This is a genomic window from Ruegeria sp. HKCCA5491, from assembly GCF_013034565.1.
Taxonomy (GTDB): domain Bacteria; phylum Pseudomonadota; class Alphaproteobacteria; order Rhodobacterales; family Rhodobacteraceae; genus Ruegeria.
The window spans coordinates 104379-124772 of sequence record NZ_WQGG01000015.1 but is presented as its reverse complement, the minus strand read 5'-3'; the positions used below and the strand labels follow the sequence as shown (position 1 = coordinate 124772).

The 20394-nt window shown below is 54.7% G+C and carries 18 protein-coding genes; 14 read left to right on the top strand and 4 right to left on the bottom strand.

Annotated elements, in window-relative coordinates; all coding sequences use genetic code 11:
• Positions 1–91 precede the first annotated feature (91 nt).
• From GOV88_RS18540 to pedF, 3 genes are all read right to left on the bottom strand, one after another.
• A complete protein-coding gene (locus tag GOV88_RS18540; RefSeq protein WP_171125740.1) occupies positions 92–649 on the bottom strand; it encodes a CoxG family protein in 558 nt (185 codons plus the stop codon).
• A 71-nt stretch (positions 650–720) separates the two neighbouring features.
• A complete protein-coding gene (locus GOV88_RS18535) occupies positions 721–1617 on the bottom strand; it encodes an ABC transporter substrate-binding protein (protein ID WP_171241343.1) in 897 nt (298 codons plus the stop codon).
• A 17-nt stretch (positions 1618–1634) separates the two neighbouring features.
• Positions 1635–2315, bottom strand: coding sequence for a cytochrome c-550 PedF (gene pedF / locus GOV88_RS18530; RefSeq protein ID WP_171241342.1), 681 nt, complete (start codon positions 2313–2315; stop codon positions 1635–1637).
• Between the two features lie 159 nt (positions 2316–2474).
• On the opposite strand from pedF, the gene GOV88_RS18525 reads away from it, so the two are divergent.
• From GOV88_RS18525 to GOV88_RS18460, 14 genes are all read left to right on the top strand, one after another.
• The gene (locus GOV88_RS18525) at positions 2475–3641 is read left to right on the top strand and encodes an ABC transporter substrate-binding protein (protein ID WP_171241341.1); all 1167 of its coding nucleotides are present in this window, start codon (positions 2475–2477) and stop codon (positions 3639–3641) included.
• 5 nt (positions 3642–3646) lie between these two features.
• The gene (locus GOV88_RS18520) at positions 3647–4609 is read left to right on the top strand and encodes a YVTN family beta-propeller repeat protein (RefSeq protein WP_171125734.1); all 963 of its coding nucleotides are present in this window, start codon (positions 3647–3649) and stop codon (positions 4607–4609) included.
• Positions 4610–4630: 21 nt separating this feature from the next.
• Complete coding sequence (locus tag GOV88_RS18515) at positions 4631–5083, top strand: hypothetical protein (RefSeq protein WP_171241340.1); 453 nt, start codon at positions 4631–4633, stop codon at positions 5081–5083.
• A complete protein-coding gene (locus GOV88_RS18510) occupies positions 5080–5799 on the top strand; it encodes an ABC transporter ATP-binding protein (RefSeq protein WP_171125731.1) in 720 nt (239 codons plus the stop codon). The genes GOV88_RS18515 and GOV88_RS18510 overlap by 4 nt, the downstream gene beginning before the upstream one ends.
• A complete protein-coding gene (locus tag GOV88_RS18505; RefSeq protein WP_171125728.1) occupies positions 5796–6587 on the top strand; it encodes an ABC transporter permease in 792 nt (263 codons plus the stop codon). Before GOV88_RS18510 ends, GOV88_RS18505 begins: the two co-directional genes overlap by 4 nt.
• Before the next feature lie 76 nt (positions 6588–6663).
• Positions 6664–7203 carry a sel1 repeat family protein gene (locus GOV88_RS18500; RefSeq protein ID WP_171241339.1) on the top strand — a complete coding sequence of 180 codons (540 nt, stop codon included), beginning with the start codon at positions 6664–6666 and terminating at the stop codon, positions 7201–7203.
• A 254-nt stretch (positions 7204–7457) separates the two neighbouring features.
• Positions 7458–9224, top strand: a complete 1767-nt coding sequence (locus GOV88_RS18495; RefSeq protein ID WP_171241338.1) for a PQQ-dependent methanol/ethanol family dehydrogenase — start codon at positions 7458–7460, stop codon at positions 9222–9224.
• A 139-nt stretch (positions 9225–9363) separates the two neighbouring features.
• Entirely contained in the window at positions 9364–10047 is a 684-nt protein-coding gene (locus GOV88_RS18490) for a response regulator transcription factor (protein ID WP_171241337.1), read from the top strand.
• Between the two features lie 43 nt (positions 10048–10090).
• Positions 10091–11269: an FIST N-terminal domain-containing protein gene (locus GOV88_RS18485; RefSeq protein WP_171241336.1), complete on the top strand. Its 1179-nt coding sequence runs from the start codon at positions 10091–10093 to the stop codon at positions 11267–11269.
• The gene (locus tag GOV88_RS18480) at positions 11262–13469 is read left to right on the top strand and encodes a PAS-domain containing protein (protein ID WP_171125718.1); all 2208 of its coding nucleotides are present in this window, start codon (positions 11262–11264) and stop codon (positions 13467–13469) included. The genes GOV88_RS18485 and GOV88_RS18480 overlap by 8 nt, the downstream gene beginning before the upstream one ends.
• 202 nt (positions 13470–13671) lie before the next feature.
• Positions 13672–14877, top strand: a complete 1206-nt coding sequence (locus tag GOV88_RS18475) for a YcaO-like family protein (RefSeq protein WP_171241335.1) — start codon at positions 13672–13674, stop codon at positions 14875–14877.
• Positions 14874–16178 (top strand): TfuA-like protein, encoded by a 1305-nt coding sequence (locus tag GOV88_RS18470; RefSeq protein WP_171125714.1) that lies wholly within the window; start codon positions 14874–14876, stop codon positions 16176–16178. The genes GOV88_RS18475 and GOV88_RS18470 overlap by 4 nt, the downstream gene beginning before the upstream one ends.
• Positions 16179–16219: 41 nt before the next feature.
• On the top strand, positions 16220–17515 hold the full coding sequence (locus GOV88_RS18465; RefSeq protein ID WP_171241334.1) for a hypothetical protein: 1296 nt from the start codon (positions 16220–16222) through the stop codon (positions 17513–17515).
• A 153-nt stretch (positions 17516–17668) separates the two neighbouring features.
• Entirely contained in the window at positions 17669–18559 is an 891-nt protein-coding gene (locus GOV88_RS18460) for a hypothetical protein (RefSeq protein WP_171125711.1), read from the top strand.
• 60 nt (positions 18560–18619) lie between these two features.
• Here the strand turns inward: GOV88_RS18460 and GOV88_RS18455 are convergent, their stop codons facing one another.
• Positions 18620–20389 (bottom strand): adenylate/guanylate cyclase domain-containing protein, encoded by a 1770-nt coding sequence (locus GOV88_RS18455; RefSeq protein ID WP_371808196.1) that lies wholly within the window; start codon positions 20387–20389, stop codon positions 18620–18622.
• Positions 20390–20394: the final 5 nt, after the last annotated feature.

Below are 20394 nucleotides of genomic sequence, written 5' to 3'. Positions count from 1 at the left end.
ACAACGTCCGACCCTCAACCTCACCGCTCACAGCTACGCCATTCACAGTCATCGAAATCTTCATCAGATTTTCCTCCCTGTAATACTCAGCTCAACCACCGATCAGGCGCTTGAGCCATCCTTTCTTCTCTTCGGTTTGCGCGTCAGCTTGAGCAGGCTCAGGCGTGGCCGCGGGTTGCGGCGCAGCGTCTGCTGTTTCGAGCTGAGGCTCTTCTTCAACCACATTCTGGAAGTTCTCAAAGAACTGGTCGGCCATTTTCTTGGCCACGCCGTCGATGACCCGCCCACCTAACTGGGCAAGCTTTCCACCCACACGCGCATCGACATTGTAAGACAGCAACGTGCCTTCCGGCACGTCGGACAGAGTGACGTCTGCGGCGCCCTTGGCAAAACCGGCGGCCCCTCCTTTGCCTTCACCCGACAACTTGACGCTTTCCTGATTGACCATGTCAGACAGGGTCACTTCACCCTTGAAAGTCGCCTTTACCGGGCCGACTTTCTGTACCACCGTAGCGGCAAAGCCATCCTCTGCCGTTCCCGACATTTCTTTGCAGCCGGGGACACATTCTTTCAGAACATCGGCTGACAACAAAGATTCCCAGACCTTGGAACGTGGTGCCGCGATGACGCGACTGTCATGAAGTTCCATGTCATTCCCTCCAGTATTTTTCGTTAAGTTAAGCGGTGATCCACTTGGTGCCTATAAGACCTTGGGTGTAGTCACCGAAGTTTCGGTGGCGAATGCGTCAGGCCGTGCGCCGCAAAAATCTGCTTGATCCGGCCATCCTGAAGCGCCGCATAAATCGCGTCATCCACTGCGTAGCTGAGACCGCGATAAGCGAAGTGAACTGCCACGCCGCTGGTCCAGGTGCTGACCGCAAAGCCGGGCAGGGGCGGGGTGTGAACATCCAATTCGGGTGTCAAACCAGCCTCAAGCTGGGCGCGTGGTCCCATGGCCGCCATGGTTTCGCCTGCTGCCAATGCCTCCATCGCAAGACCTGCTGTTGGAAAGCGGCGCACATTCTGCGCAAGCTGACCGCCCGGAAAGGCCGATAGAAAGAAATCGGCAATCGAGTCATTTTCGACCGCGACTGTGTCAAAACGGAAATAGGCAGGGACCGGCGGGTCATCAGGATACGCATCCTTGCGATAGGCGATGGCTATTTCTTCGTCGTGATACTGACCGGTGAACACAACCTGTTCCACGCGGCAGGCAAATTCGCTGTCGTAAGGAATGTGCAGCATCACATTAGCCACGCGCCCGTTGATCAGGGGACCTTTCCAGATCCAGTTGCGTAGATCGGCCTCAAGGTTTTCCCCGGCGGCGACTAGATTGAACCTGGCCTCGACCCCCAAGTCATCGGCAATCAGTTTGCCGATATCAATATCAACGCCCTGTATCTGGCCGTCTTTCTCAAAGGACCAAGGCGCAAAGTCTTCGTAAGCTGCGAACTCGATATATCCGCGCTCGACAATCGTATCGAGATCGGCCCCGACAATGTCCCGGCTTGCATTCTGAGGTTTAGGTTGGGGCACATGATCTTCACACCTGGCCGATACCGTTCCGGCGGAAAGGGTTGCGGCCAACAGGGAGAAAACGAAAAGGTGTTTGATCATGTGCCCACTTTGCTGCGCTATTGCGCGGCAGACAATCCGATAGTCAATTGTTCGGCAGCTTCGGCAAAATCCGGGTTTTCGCCCGAGATCAGAACCGCAGCCCGCAAAGCGACGCTGTCAGCGACCGGAGCACCCGAACCCGTTTCGATCGTTTCAGCGATCTCATTGAGTTCGGACTTCAACGCCTCTGCGTCGCCTTCTCCGCCACCTGCCATATTGGTGAGAGTGTCGCGGATTTCCTTCAGGCGCTCGGCGTGATCTTCCAGCGCGCCGTCGTCGGGGCGCGTTTCAATATAAGTCCGTATGGCCCAGGCTGCTTTCTGCCCCAGTAGTTCACCGAACGCGGGCATCTTTGTGATCCCGTTTTGGGTGTAACCGTCGCGGAAGCGTTCGACGTACCATTCGTCACCGTATTCTTCGGCCTCCAGATAGCGCAGATCAGGGGCCAGACCGCCGGAAACCACTCCAAGACCGTGACAGCGCGCACAGTTCTGATTGTATCCGGAATCACCGATTGCGATCGCCGCTTGCCACACCTCTTCTCCCTTGTCGCGGTAAGGGTTTTCGATCAGCCATTCGTCACCCACCTCGGGCAGGGCGTCGGTGTTGACGGGTTGCGGGGCGACATCGCCATGAGCCAGTGCCATGCCCCCAGCGGCGACGGCGCCCAGAACGGCACTAAAGAAAACTAGACGCATCCTATCCTCCTTTACGATGCTTTTCCCGGTCATAGCGCAGCGGGAATCAGCGGGAAATTCGACCTTGGTTGCAGATCAGGCCAATGTTGCGACTAAGGTCCAATGGTACCGAGGCAAATCGGCGTTTTTTATTTGAACTGCCTGGGAGGAGGCATGGTAATGAAGACTTGTCTGAGTCTTGTCGCGGCATTGATAATGTTGCCGGGCGCGGTTTTGGCCGAGATTGCAATCTCGGTTACTTACCTGCAGCTTCAAGTTCCGCGCCCGCCGGTTTTGTCAAACCTCGACCCGCTGCCTGACGATCTGGGTATGGCCGGTGCTGAACTGGGCTTGGCTGACAATCTGACAACAGCGAAGTTTCTCGGCCATAAGTATGAACTTACAGTCGTGGCCGTGCCTGAAGGCGAAGACTGGCTGGGTGCCGCGCGGACTGCACTGAATGAAACACCTTTTGTGATTCTGGATGCGCCTGCGCAGGCGCAAATGGATGTCGCGGATTTGCCCGAAGCGTCATCGGCCATATTATTCAACGCTTCTGCACCGGATGTGTTGATCAGAGAGGAGGAGTGCCGCGCAAATCTATTGCACACGCTGCCTTCTGACGTGATGCGAACCGATGCATTGGCGCAATTTCTGGTAAAGCGCCGATGGGACGATCTGGCTTTGATTACAGGTGAACATCCTGGTGATCTGGACTTTGCGGCCGCTTTAAAGCGATCATTGCAGAAGTTCCGCCTTGAGCTGAAGGCGGAAAAAACGTGGGCTTTTGATGCCGACCTTCGGCGTAATGCGTCGCAAGAAGTGCCCCTGTTTACGCAGGATTTCGGTGATTATGACGTATTGCTGGTTGCCGATGAGCTGAACGATTTTGGCCGTTATATTCCGTTTAACACGTGGGAACCCAGACCAGTTGCTGGTTCCGAAGGGCTGAAGCCAGTGACGTGGTCACGCGTGGTCGAGCAATGGGGCGCGGTCCAGATGCAGAACAGATTTGTTGATCAATCGGGACGGTCAATGATGCCCAAGGACTATGCCGCATGGGCGGCGTTCCGGTCCCTGGGAGAGGCGATAACGCGTACCAACTCGACTGATCCCGCTGTTTTGCGGTCATATTTGTTGTCGGATGACTTTGAATTGGCGGGTTTCAAGGGACGCCCGATGAACTTTCGGGCATGGAATGGTCAGTTGCGCCAACCCATCCCCCTGGTGACGGATCGCGCCGTGGTTGCAATGGCGCCGCTCGCGGGGTTCCTTCACCAGCGCACCGAACTAGACACGCTGGGAATCGATCAGGGCGAAAGCCAGTGCCAGGCGTTTAAGGAGTAAATTCTATGAGACTGACTGCAATTGCCGCCGCACTAACCATCTGCACCCCTGTTGCAGCGGATGAGATCTGGATCAGCAACGAGAAGGACGACACGCTCAGTGTTATTGATATCGACACGCTTGAGGTAATTCGCACCATCGAAACCGGAGAGCGTCCGCGGGGGATTACGTTCTCCAAGGATTTTTCGGTTTTGTACATCTGCGCCTCTGACAGTGATGCAGTACAGGTCATGGATCCGGAAACCGGTGAAATATTGCACGACCTGCCCTCGGGTGAGGACCCGGAACAGTTTGTACTGCATCCGAACGACCGTCATCTTTACATCGCAAACGAAGATGACGCGATTACAACGGTTGTCGATACGGAATCCCGTGAGGTCATTGCACAGATTGATGTAGGGATTGAGCCCGAAGGAATGGCAGTGTCACCGGACGGGAAGATCGCAATTACCACCTCGGAAACGACCAATATGGCCCATTGGATTGACACCGAAACGCAGGAGCTTTTCGCCAATACTCTGGTTGATTCACGCCCCCGCCACGCGGAATTCGTCAAGGACGGAACCGAGCTGTGGGTGAGTTCAGAGATTGGCGGCACTATCACCGTGTTTGACGTCGAAACCCAAACCGAAAAAGCCAAGATCAAATTCGAGGTTGAAGGTGTCCACCCGGACCGCGTTCAACCCGTGGGGTTTGAATTGTCCGAAGGTGATGAAACGGCTTTTGTCGCGCTGGGGCCGTCAAACCATGTCGCGGCTGTTAATGCCGAAACTTATGAAGTCGAGGATTACATCCTTGTCGGCCGCCGTGTCTGGCACATGGACTTCAATGCCGACAAGTCGCTGTTGTTCACAACGAATGGTGTGTCAGGGGATGTAACAGTGATCGATGTCGCCAAGCGCGAGCCTGTCAAAACGATCAAGGTTGGTCGGTTCCCGTGGGGCGCTGCTTTCCGCCCAACCAACTGAACAATTGTAGGAGAAATTGAAATGAAGCGACTGGTACATGTGGCAGCCCTGCTTGCTTTGGCGTTGCCGACAACAGCCTTGGCCGACAATGAAGATGACGATAACGGCTTTGGTCTTGCCGGTTTGCTTTCGGCAAAGAACAAGGAAGACCTGCCACCAATTATCTTGTCGGCCGGGGAACCTTTGGCAGACGCCCCTTGGGAGCTGAAATCAGGCACCTATTACGAGTTTGAAATTCAAGGCGACGGCAGTCAGGAACTGGCTATTGTCGGGCCCGAGTTCTTTAGGGCAATCTGGGTCGACGAAATCGTGGTCGAGGGGCTTGAGATCCGACCGCTTGGTGTTGATTCAATCGAGTTTGACGAAGCCGGTGAGATGGAAATAGGTTTTGTCGCTATCAAACCTGGCAGCTACTATCTGAAAGTGCCGGGCAGCACCGGCGAAACACAGAGGTTGGAGATTACCATTAAGTGACGGGGCTTTCGGTCCGAAATGTCAGCTACGCCTATGGCGAAAAGCACGCTTTGGATGATGTGAGCTTTCACGTTCCCCTAGGCGCGTTTTGTGCGTTACTGGGGCCAAACGGTGCTGGGAAATCAACCTTGTTTTCCCTTTTGACGCGTTTGATGACCACAAGTGGCGGGATGATCGAGATTGCGGGTTTCGACATTTCGAAACACCCGCGTCAAGCTTTGGCTCAGGTTGGTGTAGTCTTTCAGCAGCCCACTCTGGATTTGGATCTGACCGTCCGCCGAAACCTCAGCTATTTTGCGGCTCTTCATGGGTTATCAGGCCGAGAAGCCGAAAGCCGTATCGAAGCCGCGTTAGAGCGACTGGACATGGCAGAACGCATTGGGGAACGTGCGCGCGATCTTAACGGGGGGCACCGCCGAAGGCTGGAAATCGCCCGGTGCCTGATCCATTCGCCATCCGTTTTGTTGTTGGACGAGCCAACTGTCGGGTTGGATGCTGCCGCCCGAACCGCGATCACCAAACACGTTCATGATCTGTCCGCGCAGGAAGGCATGACCGTATTATGGGCCACGCATCTGACAGATGAGATTTCCACGGATGATCAGGTCGCCATCCTTCACAAAGGACGCCTTTTGCAACAGGGTTCAAGCCAAGAAATTACGAATGGCGCGCCTTTGAAGGACGTTTTCTTGTCGATGACTGGGGCCGTGGCATGAAGGCTGGCTTGATCGCACTTTGGGCAATCCTGTTGCGCGAGGCCTTGCGTTTTGTTCGACAGCGCAGCCGGTTCATCGCAGCATTGATACGCCCATTGGTCTGGCTGATTGTTTTTGCCGCCGGGTTTCGCGCGGCTTTGGGGCTTTCGATCACGCCGCCGTATCAGACCTACATCACCTACGAGATTTACATCGTGCCGGGCTTGTGCGGGATGATCCTGCTGTTCAACGGGATGCAAAGCTCTCTGAGTCTTGTTTACGACCGCGAAATGGGTTCGATGCGTTTGCTTTTGACCAGCCCGTTGCCGCGATGGTGGTTGTTGTTCTGCCGGTTGCTTGCCAGCACGACGATTTCGATCTTGCAGGTCTATACTTTTCTGGCGGTGGCCGCGATCTATGGAATCGACATGCCGTGGAATGGATACATCTATGCCTTTCCGGCTTTGATTGTCGGAGGGCTGATGCTGGGTGCCCTTGGGTTGGCCCTATCTTCGGCAATCCGGCAGCTTGAGAATTTTGCGGGGGTGATGAACTTTGTCATCTTTCCGATGTTTTTCCTGTCTTCCGCTCTCTATCCGCTATGGAAAATGGCTGAAAGTTCAGCTTTGCTTAGGGATATCTGTGCCCTCAACCCTTTCACCCATGCCGTTGAACTGATCAGATTTGCGCTTTACGGACAATTCAATGCCACCGCATTTGCCTGGACTGTACTTGCTGGGCTTGTGTTTCTGGGTCTGGCGCTGTGGGGCTATGACCCATCTCGCGGAATGAAGCGCAAGGCTGGCTGACGTTTTCTACGACCACAACACAAGTGAAATGACCTTTGGGATGCGCTATAGTGCCCGGCAATCGGAGGGTTCTGTCATGATCCGTATCACAATTGCTTTGCTGTTTCTGGGCGCGGCCGCCTCGGCCCAGACGGTCGAGGATGAGTTCGGCACGCTAAACCCGCAGGACACGGGCTTTGGTCGGGTCATGAGCAATATTGACAATGGCGTCACCGATATGACGACCTGCGCAACCGGCTATTACATCACCAAATCCGGCCGTCACGAGATGGCGCGCAAGCTGTTCGAAAGCTGCGCTAATGCCGGGTATACCAGCGCGATGACTTGGATGGGGCAGTTGGACAATAACGGGCTGGGTGGTCCTTACGACCCGGACGCTGCGGCAGCTTGGGACAAACGAGCCGCTGACTTGGGCGATCCCGTTGGCAAGTTCAACTACGGGCTGAATCTTTTGCGGGGTCACGGTGTCGCAAAAAACCCCGAATTGGGCCGCGCTTACGTGGATGAGGCTGCGGAAGACGGTTTGAAAATAGCGAAGCGCCTTCAGAATTCGGGCTATGATCCGAACGAAGTTACCCCCGACGCAGACGAGTGGAAATACGCACCGCTATTCTAAGTATGTTTTTGTTTAATATATTGAATTTAAAGAAAACACAGAAATGTAACCCCGGAGAGGCCTGATTCAAGCTTTTCCAGATAGACATTTGCCCCATGAGAAAAGTTTTGAGCCTGTTGAAATCCACAAAACGCGCCCTACGACCATTGTGCAATTTCACCAAAGCGCCTGCCCGAGAATAATACCTTCGCCAGCAATCCCGATTTGTCGGAGATTCGGCGCTGAGGAAAGACATAAGTCTAGGGAGGACACCGATGAACCGGTTTATCATGGCCGCCGCCGCAAGCATTATCGCAACCGGCGCAGCCTATGCAGAAGTTACCGAAGACGATCTGGCCAATGATCAAACGATCACCACTCAGGTTGTAACCAACGGCATGGGCCGTCATTTGCAGCGTTACAGCCCGCTGGACACCTTGAACAAGGATAACGTCAAGAACCTGCTTCCGGCCTGGGCCTTCAGCCTCGGCGGCGAAAAGCAGCGCGGCCAAGAGACACAGCCGCTGATCTATGACGGGATGATGTATATCACCGGGTCATACTCGCGCCTTTATGCGATTGATCTGCAGACCGGCAAAGAGGTCTGGCAATACGACGCCCGCCTGCCCGAAGGCATTCTGCCCTGCTGCGACGTGGTCAACCGGGGTGCTGCCATCTATGACGACAAGGTCATTTTCGGCACGCTGGACGCGCGGATTGTGGCGCTGAACAAAGACACGGGCGATGTGGTCTGGCGCGACAAGATCGCAGACTACAAAGCGGGCTATTCCTATACGGCGGCTCCGCTGATCGTGGACGGGCTGGTCATCACCGGCAACTCGGGTGGTGAGTTCGGCATCGTTGGCGCGGTTCAGGCGCGGGACGTCAATACCGGCGATCTGGTTTGGGAACGTCCAGTGATCGAAGGTCACATGGGCACGCTGAACGGCGAAGAAAGCACCATGACCGGTGAGCTGAACGCGACATGGCCCGGCGACATGTGGAAGACCGGTGGCGGCGCGACCTGGCTGGGCGGATCTTATGACGCGGATACCGATACGCTGGTCTTTGGCGCAGGCAACCCGGCCCCGTGGAATAGCTGGCTGCGCGATGCAGGTACACCGACCGAGGGCAACAAGGGTGACAACCTCTATGCTGCCAGCCGCATCGGGATCGACCCGAAAACCGGCGACATCAAATGGCATTTCCAGACCACCCCGCGCGAGGGTTGGGACTATGACGGCGTGAACGAGGTCGTCGCCTATACAGACCGTGAGGGGAACAAGCGCTATGCCACCGCCGACCGGAACGGGTATTTCTATGTCCTGAACCGTGAAGACGGCGCTTTTGTTTCGGCCACGCCATTCGTCAAGGACATCACCTGGTCAGCGGGCGTGGATGAAACCGGTCGTCCGATCTTTGTCGAAGAAAACCGCCCCGGTGATCCTGCCTCGGCTGCGGACGGCAAGAAGGGTGAGGTGATCTTTGCCTCGCCATCCTTCTTGGGCGGCAAGAACTGGATGCCGATGGCGTTCTCGCAGAATACCGGCAATTTCTATGTGCCTTCGAACGAATGGGGCATGGATATCTGGAACGAGCCGATCACCTACAAGAAAGGCGCTGCCTATCTGGGTGCGGGTTTTACCATCAAGCCGAACTATGAAGATCACATCGGCTCGCTCAAGGCGATCGACCCCGATACCGGCGAGTGGAAGTGGGAATACAAGAACGACGCTCCGCTGTGGTCTGGTGTGATGACCACTGCTGGCGGGCTTGTGTTCTTCGGCACCCCCGAAGGCGAGTTCATTGCGCTGGATGACGAAACCGGCGAGAAGCTGTGGTCGTTCCAGACCGGGTCCGGCATCGTTGGCCAGCCAGTGACTTGGGAACAGGACGGAGAGCAGTATGTCTCAATCATTTCCGGTTGGGGCGGCGCGGTTCCACTGTGGGGCGGCGAGGTGGCCAAGAAGGTCAACTATCTGAACCAGGGTGGTACCTTGTGGACCTTCAAACTGCCTAAAGAACTGGCGTCGGCGAACTGATCCGAAACCAGATGTATTCTGAACGCGCGCCTGATCCGGGCGCGCGTTTTTTTATTACGACCTTCCGCCAGTAGGCGACCTTCCTTTCAGTTGCTAGGATTTGCTAAATTGGGTCAACTTTTTGCAAAGGCCATTTCCTATGCTTGCAAGTACCGCTGGACAGAGTGATTTCGAAATCGTTTTGATCATCGATGATCACCCTTTGTTTTGCGATGCACTCTCGATGACATTGCAAAGCGTCGCACATATCGGTGAAGTGCATACAGCCGACCGGCTTGAACAAGCTTTGGAGCTTGTCAAAGGTGGATTAAAGCCGGATGCGGTTTTGCTTGACTTGAACTTGCCAGATGTTGACGGGTTAGACGGCTTAATTCGTCTAAAGGCGGTGGCGAATGCGCCTGTAATCGTCGTATCGTCAATGACCGACAACAGGGTGATCAGCCAAGTGATTCACGCCGGCGCGTCGGGTTACGTTCCGAAACACAGCCAGCGGGATGTCTTCCGCACCGCGTTCGAAACCGTGCACGCAGGTAATGTGTTTCTGCCCGAAGGATGTGTGCTGATCAATCCGGACGACGAGAATGAACAAAGCGACGCCGTTGGTCGTCTGGCTACGTTAACCAATCAGCAATCGCGTATCCTTCAACTGATCTGTGAGGGTAAGTTGAACAAGCAGATTGCCTATGACCTTTCCATAGCTGAAACGACCGTCAAGGCGCATGTTACTGCAATCATGCGGAAATTGGGTGTTCAAAGCCGAACCCAGGCGGTTCTGATTGCCAAGAAAGCGTCTTTTGCCAGCGTCTTGCAAGAGCAGGGCTAACTTAATATCTTCAAATCTCGTCGTGCTTTAGGGAGGAGGCCCGATGGATCAAGCAGTCGGGTGGGCCGAGACCCATACCCGTGAGCCAGGCATCGTGAAGACGGCATTTGCGCACTATGATGCGGATGATGCGATTACTCAGCTTGCGTCTGCGCTCGGGGGAAGCGAGCACGCGCTTGTTGTTCTGTTTGTGACTTCAAAAGCAGATGCAGCGTCCGTAATTGCCGAAGCTGCTTCGGCCTTTGCGCCTGCGCCTGTGATTGGTTGCACAACTGCAGGCGAGTTGGCCGGGCAGGGCTATACGGAAGAACAGATTGTTGCGATTGGCTTGCCTGCGTCTCATTTCGCGGTTCGAACGATCCTGGTGCCGGATCTCAACGATTTTTCCGCTCAGGACATCATTCATGAGATGATCCGAAACAGAAATGAGATGACGGAAGCAGACCCCGACTGGCATCACGAATTCACATTTTTGCTGATCGACGGATTATCGACCAAGGAAGATGCCCTGACCTCTGAGTTGGCTGTGGGTTTGGGGCCGGTGCCGTTGTTTGGCGGGTCGGCCGGGGATGGGACGCAATTTGGTAACACATTCGTTCTGCAGGACGGCCTTGCGCGTGAAAATGCGGCTGTTCTGACCCAGGTGCGGACAAGCTGTCCGATCAAGGTATTCAAGACGGATCACCTTGTGCCCACGTCACAGCGCATGGTGGTCACCGATGCGGACCCTGCCAATCGGATCGTTCGTGAAATCAACGCGGAACCGGCTGCCCGTGAATATGCAAGAATATTGGGAAAAGACCCTGAGCAGTTGAATACTTTTACGTTCGCCGCACATCCCGTTGTTGTTCAGATTGGCGGCCAGCATCATGTGCGCGCCATTCAGCGCGTTGATGAAAACGGTGATCTCGTGTTCTTTTCAGCGATCGATGAGGGGCTTGTTCTGACGATGGCCGAGCCTATGAATATGGCAACCCATCTCGAGCAGGAGCTTGCGGCATTGACGCAACAAGAACAGCCCGATGCGATACTTGGGTGTGACTGCCTTCTGCGCAGGCTTGAGGCGCAGGAAAAACAGATGACGGGCAATTTGTCCAAAATTTTGTCTGACAATCGTGTGGTCGGATTTTCCACCTATGGCGAACAATTCAATTCGATTCACGTAAACCAGACCCTGACCGGAGTGGCCATTTACCCCCCGGAAGATGCGCAGCATGATTGAAACCCTGATTAATCCTCAGGATCCGTTGGATCTTCAGAACGAAAAGCTTCTTAAGATAGCAGCCGCCTTGATGCGGCGGGTCGAGGAATCGACCGATGCTAGCGGCGCCGCCTACGCGCAGTTTCAGCGCGCTGCAACGCTTGAACAGGAAGTCCGGGCGCGTACGTTGGATTTGGAGCGCGCTCTGGAGTTGTTGAACGATTCCAATGCGCGGCTTGCGCAGGCTAACCAGGAAACTGAAGCCGCACGGGCTGATCTGGCCAATGCAATCGAAACCGTTCAGGAAGGGTTCGCGCTGTTCAACCTGGACGAGGAACTTGTTCTGTGTAACAGCCGTTTCGGTATGCATATGCCCGACATTCAGGGTCATTTGGTGCCTGGCCTTCATTTCACTCAGTATGTCGAACTGGCGAGCCAGTCCAAATTTCTGTCATTGCCCGAAGCGGTTTCGCCACAGGATTGGGTTCAGCGGCGCATGACGCGCCACGCCGATGACCACGTCGTCTTTAACGTACGCCTGAACGGCAACCGTTGGACGCAGATTTCCGAGCATCGGACGCCTGACGGTGGAACCGTTATTTTGCAGACCGACGTCACGGATATCATGCGGATCGAGCGGCAGGAGAGGGACCGGATACTGGACGACAAGGCCAGTCTGATCCGAGCAACGCTGGAGCATATTGATCAGGGCGTCTGTATATTTGACAGCAAGTTACGCCTGATCGGGTGGAACAACCGTGCCAGTGAATTGCTGGCCATACCCAACGCCCAGTTCCAGATGGGTGCGCAGTTCAAAACTCTGTTTGACCGGTTGAGTGCGACGATCAGATTCGCAGACGGAGTCAGCGCCACCGATCTTATGGCTTGGGTGAACCGCGAGACGGAACGACCACCCCTGAAATTCCAGATGCATTCGGGGCGTTTCAAAATCCTGTCCGTATTTGCGCAGGAAATGCCGGATCGTGGGTTCGTTATATCGTTCACGGATGTCACGGCGGAACACAGGTCAGCCCAAGCTTTATATGAAGCGAAGGAATTGCTTGAGCAGAGAGTTGCATCGCGAACCGAGGAACTTGCTGACGCCCTGAACGAAGCAGAGCGGGCGAATTCCTCAAAATCGCGGTTTGTCGCGGCGGCAAGCCATGACTTGTTGCAACCTTTGTCGGCAGCGAAGCTGTACGTCGCCACCCTTGGCAGCGGGTTGAGCGAAGATGACGCCCAGAACGTCGCCGCCAAAGCCGAAAGCGCGTTAAGCAGTGTGGAACATATCCTTGAGGCATTGCTTGATATCTCAAAGCTGGATTCCGGACGCGCCACGGTTCATTTGTCTACGCTTTCGGTCAACGACATTTTCTCACAGCTTGAAGACTCATTCAGACCTGTCGCTCAGGCCAAGGGGTTGGAGTTGCGCTTTGTGCATACCGATGCCCTTGTACGAAGTGACGCCAGCTATCTTCGACGCATTCTCCAGAACCTTCTGTCAAATGCTATCCGATACACCGAGAAGGGGAGGGTTTTGGTTGGTGCGCGCCGTCGCAAGACATCAATTGCGATCGAGGTTTGGGACACGGGCATTGGTATTCCTACTGAACAGCGCGACATTGTCTTTCAGGAGTTTCAGCGACTGGACTCTGACGCGAGTGCCGCCGAAGGGATGGGGTTGGGCCTGGCCATAGTTGAAAGAGCCTGCGGATTGCTTAAACACCCGATCAAGTTGTCCTCGCAGGTCGGACAAGGCACCATGTTTTCGGTAGAGGTTCCGCTTGCTACGTCAGAAAGCACTGCGCCGGATGCCTCGATCAATAAGCAGGCAACGGACACCAATACCCTGGCTAGCACCGTTACATTGCTGATCGAGAACGATGAGAATTTGCGCGGTGCCCTGACGATGACAATGGAGTCTTGGGGCGTCCAGGTCCTGGAATGTGCAAGCGAACAACAGGCTACCAACCTTCTGCGAGAGATCGGCATTTTACCGGACATAATCGTGGCGGACTATCAGTTGGATCACGACTTGAAGGGAACTGACGCCGTTCGTGCATTGATTAATGAGTTCGGAGATTTGCCTGCGTGTATTATCTCTGCAAACCGGTCAGCGGAATTGACGCAGGTGTGCAATGCAGAAGAGTATTCTTTGCTCCATAAGCCGATTGACGCGCTAAGCCTAAAGTCAGTTCTTGAAAGTGCGCGCGATACTTGAACCGCGTCTCCTTACATTGTGAGGATAGGGGCGTTGGCTGATGTTTTTTGGCATAATATGGGTTATGTTAAATAATTCCCGGCTACTCAGCTCACCGATACGTTTCCATCGGTTGACCCAAAAGGATTCATCTACCATCCTGATCTAACGTTGATTTCCGCGATGTGTCATTCTTAAAGTTGTTCTGATTAGGGTCCGCCACATGCCAAAAACCTCGCAGAAACAGTATTTGGTGGACACGCATCGCTCACGCGACCCGCAACAGACACTGGGTATTGTTAAGCCATACCTAAAGGAAATGGGGATCACTCGGATCGCTAATTTGACGGGGCTGGACAGGATCGGGCTTCCGACCGTGATGGTGTCGCGCCCGAACTCGCGCTCAGTCGCCGTTTCGCTGGGCAAGGGGCTGTCGCTGGAGGCTGCTCAAGCCTCTGGCGTAATGGAGGCTATCGAGGCCTGGCATGCCGAGCGTCTGCAATTGCCACAGCGTCTGGCGCGTTATTCCGATTTGTGCGCGGATGATCTTGTTGTGGATGTCGAACGCCTTCCGCGCGTCACCGGCGGGAAATTTGACCCAAACCGCAATATGTTATGGGTTCAGGGACAGGAGTTGAACGGCAAGCTCAACTGTTGGGTCCCCTTGGAAATGGTCGATACGGACTACACCGCACCACCCAGCGCCGGGCAAGGTGCGTTTCCGCGAACCACGAATGGGTTGGCGTCGGGCAACAACGTAACCGAAGCAACATGTCACGCGATTTGCGAATTGATCGAACGGGATGCGACAACTCTTTGGCACCACAAAACTGCGGAAAACCGACTGGATCACGAAACGATTGACGACAAACGCTGTAAAAGTGCCCTTGGAATGTTCACCGCTGCGGGCTTAAAGGTTGGAATATGGAATACGACGTCAGATATTGGGATCGCCAGTTTCCGTTGTGTGATCTGTGAATCTGGTGCGCAGAATGGCCACATTGGAATTGGCGACGGGTGCCACCCAGACAGTTCCATCGCCCTTTTGCGCGCATTGACCGAGGCCGCGCAGACAAGGCTGACGTATATCTCGGGTGCAAGGGATGATCTGGACCCGGTTGAGTTCACGGATCAGGCCCAGTCGGATCGCAGCCAATATGTGCGGGACCTTATTGAACGCGCCGATCCAAGTCAGGCGTTCGCGGATTGTCCGTCCTATACCACCAGCTCATTTGACGAAGACCTCACGTTAATTCTTGGTCAACTGGGTTCTGTTGGCCTTTCACAAGCCGTCTGTGTTGACCTTTCGCGCCCTGAACTGGACATCGCTGTCGTTCGTGCTGTCGTGCCGGGGCTTGAGGCACCGCACGACGACCCAGACTATGTTCCTGGCGCAAGAGCCGTGGCTGCTATGAAAGACCGGGCATGAGTCTCGCCGTCTTCGTAGGCCCTACCCTGCCCCGTGATGCGCTGGATGAGTTTCCCGAGGTCAGAATACTGCCCCCTGTCCGGCAAGGCGACGTTTATCGGGTCGCCAAAGACCGCCCAAGTGCCATCGGTATCATTGATGGGTATTTTGAGGGCGTCCCCTCGGTCTGGCACAAGGAGATTCTTTGGGCGCTTGAACAAGGAATTCCGGTGTTTGGCAGCGCCAGCATGGGCGCTCTTAGGGCTGCCGAACTTGCTGACTTCGGGATGATCGGCGTTGGCCAGATTTTTGAGGACTATGTCGCAGGTGTTTTGCAGGATGATGACGAGGTCGCGGTTGTCCATAGCCCGGCAGAGCTTGGATACCAGTCCCTGAGTGTACCTATGGTTTCGGTCCGTGCCTCGGTTTCCCGGGCTGAAACCGTTGGGGTCATCGAACCTGAAACCGCCGCAAGAATCATAGATGCGGCCAAGTCCATCCATTACCGGGACCGCAATTGGCCTGATATCGAAAACGCGGTTACGGAACACGCCGGGACCGAAGATTTTTTCAAATGGCTGCCAAAGGGCCAGGTTGACGCCAAAGCGGAAGACGCCAAAGCCATGCTGAGAATGATGTTCGACTATCTAAGCGATCCCCCTGCCCCGCAGACCTCAACCGTGCGTGCCGAACGGACATTGGTTTGGAAAACCCTGCGCAACCGTATTGATGCGGAAGCCACCGAAGGCGATGCGGTGATTGATGAACTACGACTGACGCCAGAACTGTATTTCGATCTGCGCGCCCGCGCAGTTCTGAGACTTCTGGCGCAGGAAGAGGCCGATCGGATTGAACACAGCCCCGACCGTGAGGTTTTGCTGACGCACATGTCGGACCATCGCAACAACGCCGGGCTGTCCCGCAAGGCTGACTTGATGCAGTGGCTGCGCACCAACGACCTGAACCCGGAACTGTACGAAGCGATGCTAACCGGAGCTGCACAGATTGATGCGGTGACCGAAGCCCGTAGCACCCGGCTGAATGCCCCCCTGCTGACCGAGCTAAAACGCAGCGGGCGCTATGCGGATTTGCGTGACCGTGCCGATAAAAAGACCCAACTGGTCGCCCCCTCTGATCGCAAGATCAGTGCAGATCGGTTGCATATGCTGATCTGGTTTTTTGAAACAAACCTTGACCGCGATGTGCCAGATGATCTTGAATCCTACGCAGTTTCGCTTGGCTTGTCCGGGCGGGATGCTCTTTATGATTTGATAGAAGCAGAGTTTTTGTATTGCCATAGTGATACCGGATCAACGGCCTAAGACCGTTAAGGGGTCGTCGACCGGACACAGGAGGGCGCTTGATGGATTTGCCAGACTACAGCGACGCCGAAGAACCCGGCACCCGGTTTTTGCTGTTTCCCCAATCTCCGTTTCTGGAACCGGATGCCCAACTGGAATTGGTCGAGATTTCGGCACCGCAAGGAAGCATCGGACCGGGCCCATCGGGCCCAAGGATGTATACGGTCAATCCGGTTGGTAAAACGACGCCATATGGCGCAATCGTCCCCGGACCAAACGGACCGGGCATGTACCTGCCGCCCTGGGATGGATATTTCCATCCCCCCGCGATGCCCGATGAGTTTGGGAATTTCATCCATATTGACCCATCAGACCCGGCCTTTGAGGCGGCGCATCTCTTTGGGTCTGCTCATTTCACCATGGACGTCTGGCAAGGGTATTTCGATCGCCCCATACCGTGGCATTTCGCGCGCGATTTTGATCGGCTGGAATTGTCGCTTCTGCCTAGTTTGGATAACGCACATATCGGCTGGGGGTTCCTTGAAACCGGTGGCACGCGGGAACATGGGGATGAATATCGCCCATACAGCCTGAACTTCGACGTTGTCGCTCATGAAATCGGTCACGCAATCATCTACAGCGTGATCGGAATGCCAACCGATGGCGATGCCGGGGGCGAGTATTACGGATTCCACGAATCTGCTGCGGACATGGTTGCGCTTCTCGCGTCCTTACATTTTGGATCGGTCGTGGACACGTTGCTGAAGAACACGCGGGGCAACCTTTACACGTTCAATCGGCTAAACCGATTTGCGGAACTTTCGGAAAACGCTCAGATACGAACGGCCGCCAATAACCGGTCTCTGTCCGAATTTGCGTCTGGCTGGTCCAGTGAGCATGACCTGTCTGAGCCATTGACCGGAGCTATGTTCGATATCTTCGTGGATATTTACCATGAACGATTGCTGCTGCACGGCCTGATAACGCCCGAAGAAGAAGACCTGTCTGATCAGTTGGAAGATTCCTCTGACTACAGCGCCGTGATGCAGGATATTTTTGATACCCGTTACGCTGAGAACCCCGATGGGTTTCGTATCGCGCTGCTTGAGGCGCGGGATTTTTTGGGCACCTATCTTGCAGATGCGTGGGAACGGCTGGACGCTGATATGCTCAGCTACTTCGGGGTTGAAAAAGCTTTGCTGGCCGTGGATCAGGAAATCACCGGCGGTGCCTTTCAGCGCATCATTCAAGGTAACTTCAGAATGCGTGATATTGGCGTGGCAACCGCAGGGCCGCAGTTGCCTGATCCTGACGAAGACAACCACGCCAATTCTGTCCGCACGCAAGTTCCCGGATAGCGGTCAAAAATCCTTTATTTTGAAGTGGTTTTATGGCATGCAAACGTGGGATGATTATTGGAAATAATTTTCTCGAACTATGCGTTCGGGTTCAATTCAGGGGGAAAGATGAGGGCCTAAGCTCTGTCCACCCCACAATTGGGAGAGAATATTATGGCTGAATCCTTGCTTAGTTTTTCCGAAGTGTTGTTGTTTGGGCGTTTATTGAACGACTTGAAGGTCGCGAAATCCAAAATTGCGGCCCCAGATAAAACAGTCCGCCTTGTTGCAGCGAAAAAGGTGAAGGTGAACAAGAATATCTCCATCGTAGACGGCACGATCGACGGTGAAGAGGTGGCGGCTGGCAACTTAGTTCTGGTTACTGGAAATCGTCCCAAAAAGAATGGTATTTACGAAGTAACAGTAGTTGACGAGAACTATAAGCTGGAAAACCAAGAGAGGATTGAAGAAGACGCGCTGGTGAAGGTCACGCATGGGGACCAATACGAAGACAGCTTCTGGCAGCAGACGCTGCCCACCCCTGCGGGTTTCGAAAAGCAAGAGTTCATTTTCCGCAAAGAACTGTCCGAAAAAATCGGCGCGAACAAGCAGCTCAAGGATCAGTATGGTAAAGACTCCCGATTGGCGCGTATCTACGGCTTCTCGTTTGAAGGCACGTATTATGAGCTGCCTGAACCCACCATTTTCCTGGTCCATGGAAAAGGCGAAAGCCCGACCGATGGAAACCGGCCCGGTGGCCTAGCATCCCGCGCTCCGAGTGATCCATCCCTGTCTGGTGTCGCTTCGGCTGACTATCAAATCTCGGACGACATCAGGGTCTGGGATTACGACAAGGCTGATTACACGATCCGTATGGACGTGATGACCGGCCAGTTCGAGCAAGTCCTGCTGGACATTTATTTCGGTTTTGACAGCCCGGCTGTCAGCGGTGCCAAGGTATCTGGCGCCAAAGTCAGCGGTGCAAAGGTGAGTGGAGCGAAAGTCAGCGGTGCAAAGGTATCAGGTGCCAAAGTCAGTGGCGCAAAGGTGCGCGGCGGCGACTAAGATCAAGCCAATATCTACAGAACAAGGGCACGTCAGGCGCGTGCCCTTTTTTCTGGATTATCAAAACCCAGCTTTTTTCAAGCCTTCTACAAAATGCTGGGTATCCTCTTCCAACCGATCCGGCTGTACCGTGGCCCATCGCGTAAGCGAGAAATTGGGATGTGCCGCGCGGTGCTTGTCAGTGATCTGACGCGCCAGGTCGGTTTGCCCCAGCTGGGCATAGCTTGCAGCCAGCATACGTTGACCTTCGGTTGGGTTGTTCATCTTGTTGACGGTCTCAATCACATCGTCATACCGTCTGAGATTGTAGTAGGCCCCACCCAAGTGCCACAGATACTGATCTGGGAAATAGGGGTTCAACCTCATGGCCTGCTGGATATGTGTGATCGCCGTTTCATTGTCTCCGTAATGTGCCAACGCATCCGCAAAATCCGAGTGCATGTCGGCGTCATTTGGGTTCAGTGCCAAGGCACGTTGATAGGACTGAATCGCGGCGTCATGTTCCTTTCGGTACAGGTGCACATACCCCAACTCGCCAAAACCGCGAGCATCCGTTGGATCCAGTTCGATAGCGCGCTGCGCAAGCGACAGCGCCTTGTCCAACGCGGAAGATGGATCTTCGGCCCAGGAATACCGCCAGTCTATGTTCAGCGTTCGTGACAAAGCTGCCGCCGCCCGGGCATAGCGCCCGTCCCGCTCTAGCGCGGATTGATAGAAATCCTGCGCCTTACGATTGTCGTTCCGCGTATACTTGAAGATGTGATGTTGACCCTGAAGAACCGAACCATACGCCTCAAGGTCGGCGGGCACTGCCTGAATCATACGCTGTTTTTCATGGGATTCGATCATCACGGCGGTGGCGGCAACAATGCATTCTGTAACTTCGTCGAGAATGTCGAAGATGTCGTCGATATTCCGATCGAACCGCTCGCCCCAGATAGTGCGTTCAGTATTGGCATCCACAAGTTCGGCGGTAATCCGAATGCGACTGGCGGACCGCCGGACACTACCACGCGCGATATATCGTACGTTCAGTCTCTGGGCTGCTTCCTTCGGTGGCATCGCCTGTGCCTTGAAGAAAAACGATGAGTTCCGGGCGATGATGAACAAGTTCCGGAACTTGGAAAGGTTCATGATAATGTCGTCGGTCAACCCCTCGGCAATCCAATTGTCGGACTCGTCCCCGTTATTGCTGGTGAATGGCAGGACAGCCACCGACGGTGTATCCGGCCGCTCCAGAATATCCATCGTCAGCTCGGGGCGCATCGTTCCTGCCATGGTCGCGCCAGCAACCTCGCTTCGGACGCAATAGGTTGAGATCGGAGAAACGATGTTCTTCAGTTGCTTTGGGCCCAGAAACTCATACCCATATCGCAGGCGGTTGCACACCTGATCGTAAACGGCCGAGCTGACGTAAACACGCTCTGGTTCCGCTATTTCCTGAAGTCGGGCCGCAATGTTCACGTTATCGCCATGAATCCCGCGTTCGTCGATAAGGATTTCTCCTAGATGAACGCCCGCGCGAAATTTGATTCGCTGATTCTCGGATCGCGTGTGGTTATGCTCGCTCGCGATCTGGTGCAGTTCCACACCAAATTCCACCGCGCTTGTGGCCGTTTCAAACAGTGCAAGAATGCCGTCACCGCGCACTTCAATCACGCGGCCATTATATTTTGCGCACGTGACTTCGAGCTTGGAGAGCAATGATTTCAAAGCGTTATACGTGTCCAGTTCATTCTCGCTCATCAAGCGAGAATATCCGACAACGTCGGCGAACAGGACAGCCCCGAGCTTTTGTGTGATGGGAACGTTCAGATTGTTGGTGTCCACTGGCG

What these genes read in the sequence shown, in the direction of transcription:
- GOV88_RS18540 (WP_171125740.1), bottom strand. Translation starts at nt 649, where the DNA reads ATGGAACTTCATGACAGTCGCGTCATCGCGGCACCACGTTCCAAGGTC.
- GOV88_RS18535 (WP_171241343.1), bottom strand. Translation starts at nt 1,617, where the DNA reads ATGATCAAACACCTTTTCGTTTTCTCCCTGTTGGCCGCAACCCTTTCC.
- pedF (WP_171241342.1), bottom strand. Translation starts at nt 2,315, where the DNA reads ATGCGTCTAGTTTTCTTTAGTGCCGTTCTGGGCGCCGTCGCCGCTGGG.
- GOV88_RS18525 (WP_171241341.1), top strand. Translation starts at nt 2,475, where the DNA reads ATGAAGACTTGTCTGAGTCTTGTCGCGGCATTGATAATGTTGCCGGGC.
- GOV88_RS18520 (WP_171125734.1), top strand. Translation starts at nt 3,647, where the DNA reads ATGAGACTGACTGCAATTGCCGCCGCACTAACCATCTGCACCCCTGTT.
- GOV88_RS18515 (WP_171241340.1), top strand. Translation starts at nt 4,631, where the DNA reads ATGAAGCGACTGGTACATGTGGCAGCCCTGCTTGCTTTGGCGTTGCCG.
- GOV88_RS18505 (WP_171125728.1), top strand. Translation starts at nt 5,796, where the DNA reads ATGAAGGCTGGCTTGATCGCACTTTGGGCAATCCTGTTGCGCGAGGCC.
- GOV88_RS18500 (WP_171241339.1), top strand. Translation starts at nt 6,664, where the DNA reads ATGATCCGTATCACAATTGCTTTGCTGTTTCTGGGCGCGGCCGCCTCG.
- GOV88_RS18495 (WP_171241338.1), top strand. Translation starts at nt 7,458, where the DNA reads ATGAACCGGTTTATCATGGCCGCCGCCGCAAGCATTATCGCAACCGGC.
- GOV88_RS18490 (WP_171241337.1), top strand. Translation starts at nt 9,364, where the DNA reads ATGCTTGCAAGTACCGCTGGACAGAGTGATTTCGAAATCGTTTTGATC.
- GOV88_RS18485 (WP_171241336.1), top strand. Translation starts at nt 10,091, where the DNA reads ATGGATCAAGCAGTCGGGTGGGCCGAGACCCATACCCGTGAGCCAGGC.
- GOV88_RS18480 (WP_171125718.1), top strand. Translation starts at nt 11,262, where the DNA reads ATGATTGAAACCCTGATTAATCCTCAGGATCCGTTGGATCTTCAGAAC.
- GOV88_RS18475 (WP_171241335.1), top strand. Translation starts at nt 13,672, where the DNA reads ATGCCAAAAACCTCGCAGAAACAGTATTTGGTGGACACGCATCGCTCA.
- GOV88_RS18470 (WP_171125714.1), top strand. Translation starts at nt 14,874, where the DNA reads ATGAGTCTCGCCGTCTTCGTAGGCCCTACCCTGCCCCGTGATGCGCTG.
- GOV88_RS18465 (WP_171241334.1), top strand. Translation starts at nt 16,220, where the DNA reads ATGGATTTGCCAGACTACAGCGACGCCGAAGAACCCGGCACCCGGTTT.
- GOV88_RS18460 (WP_171125711.1), top strand. Translation starts at nt 17,669, where the DNA reads ATGGCTGAATCCTTGCTTAGTTTTTCCGAAGTGTTGTTGTTTGGGCGT.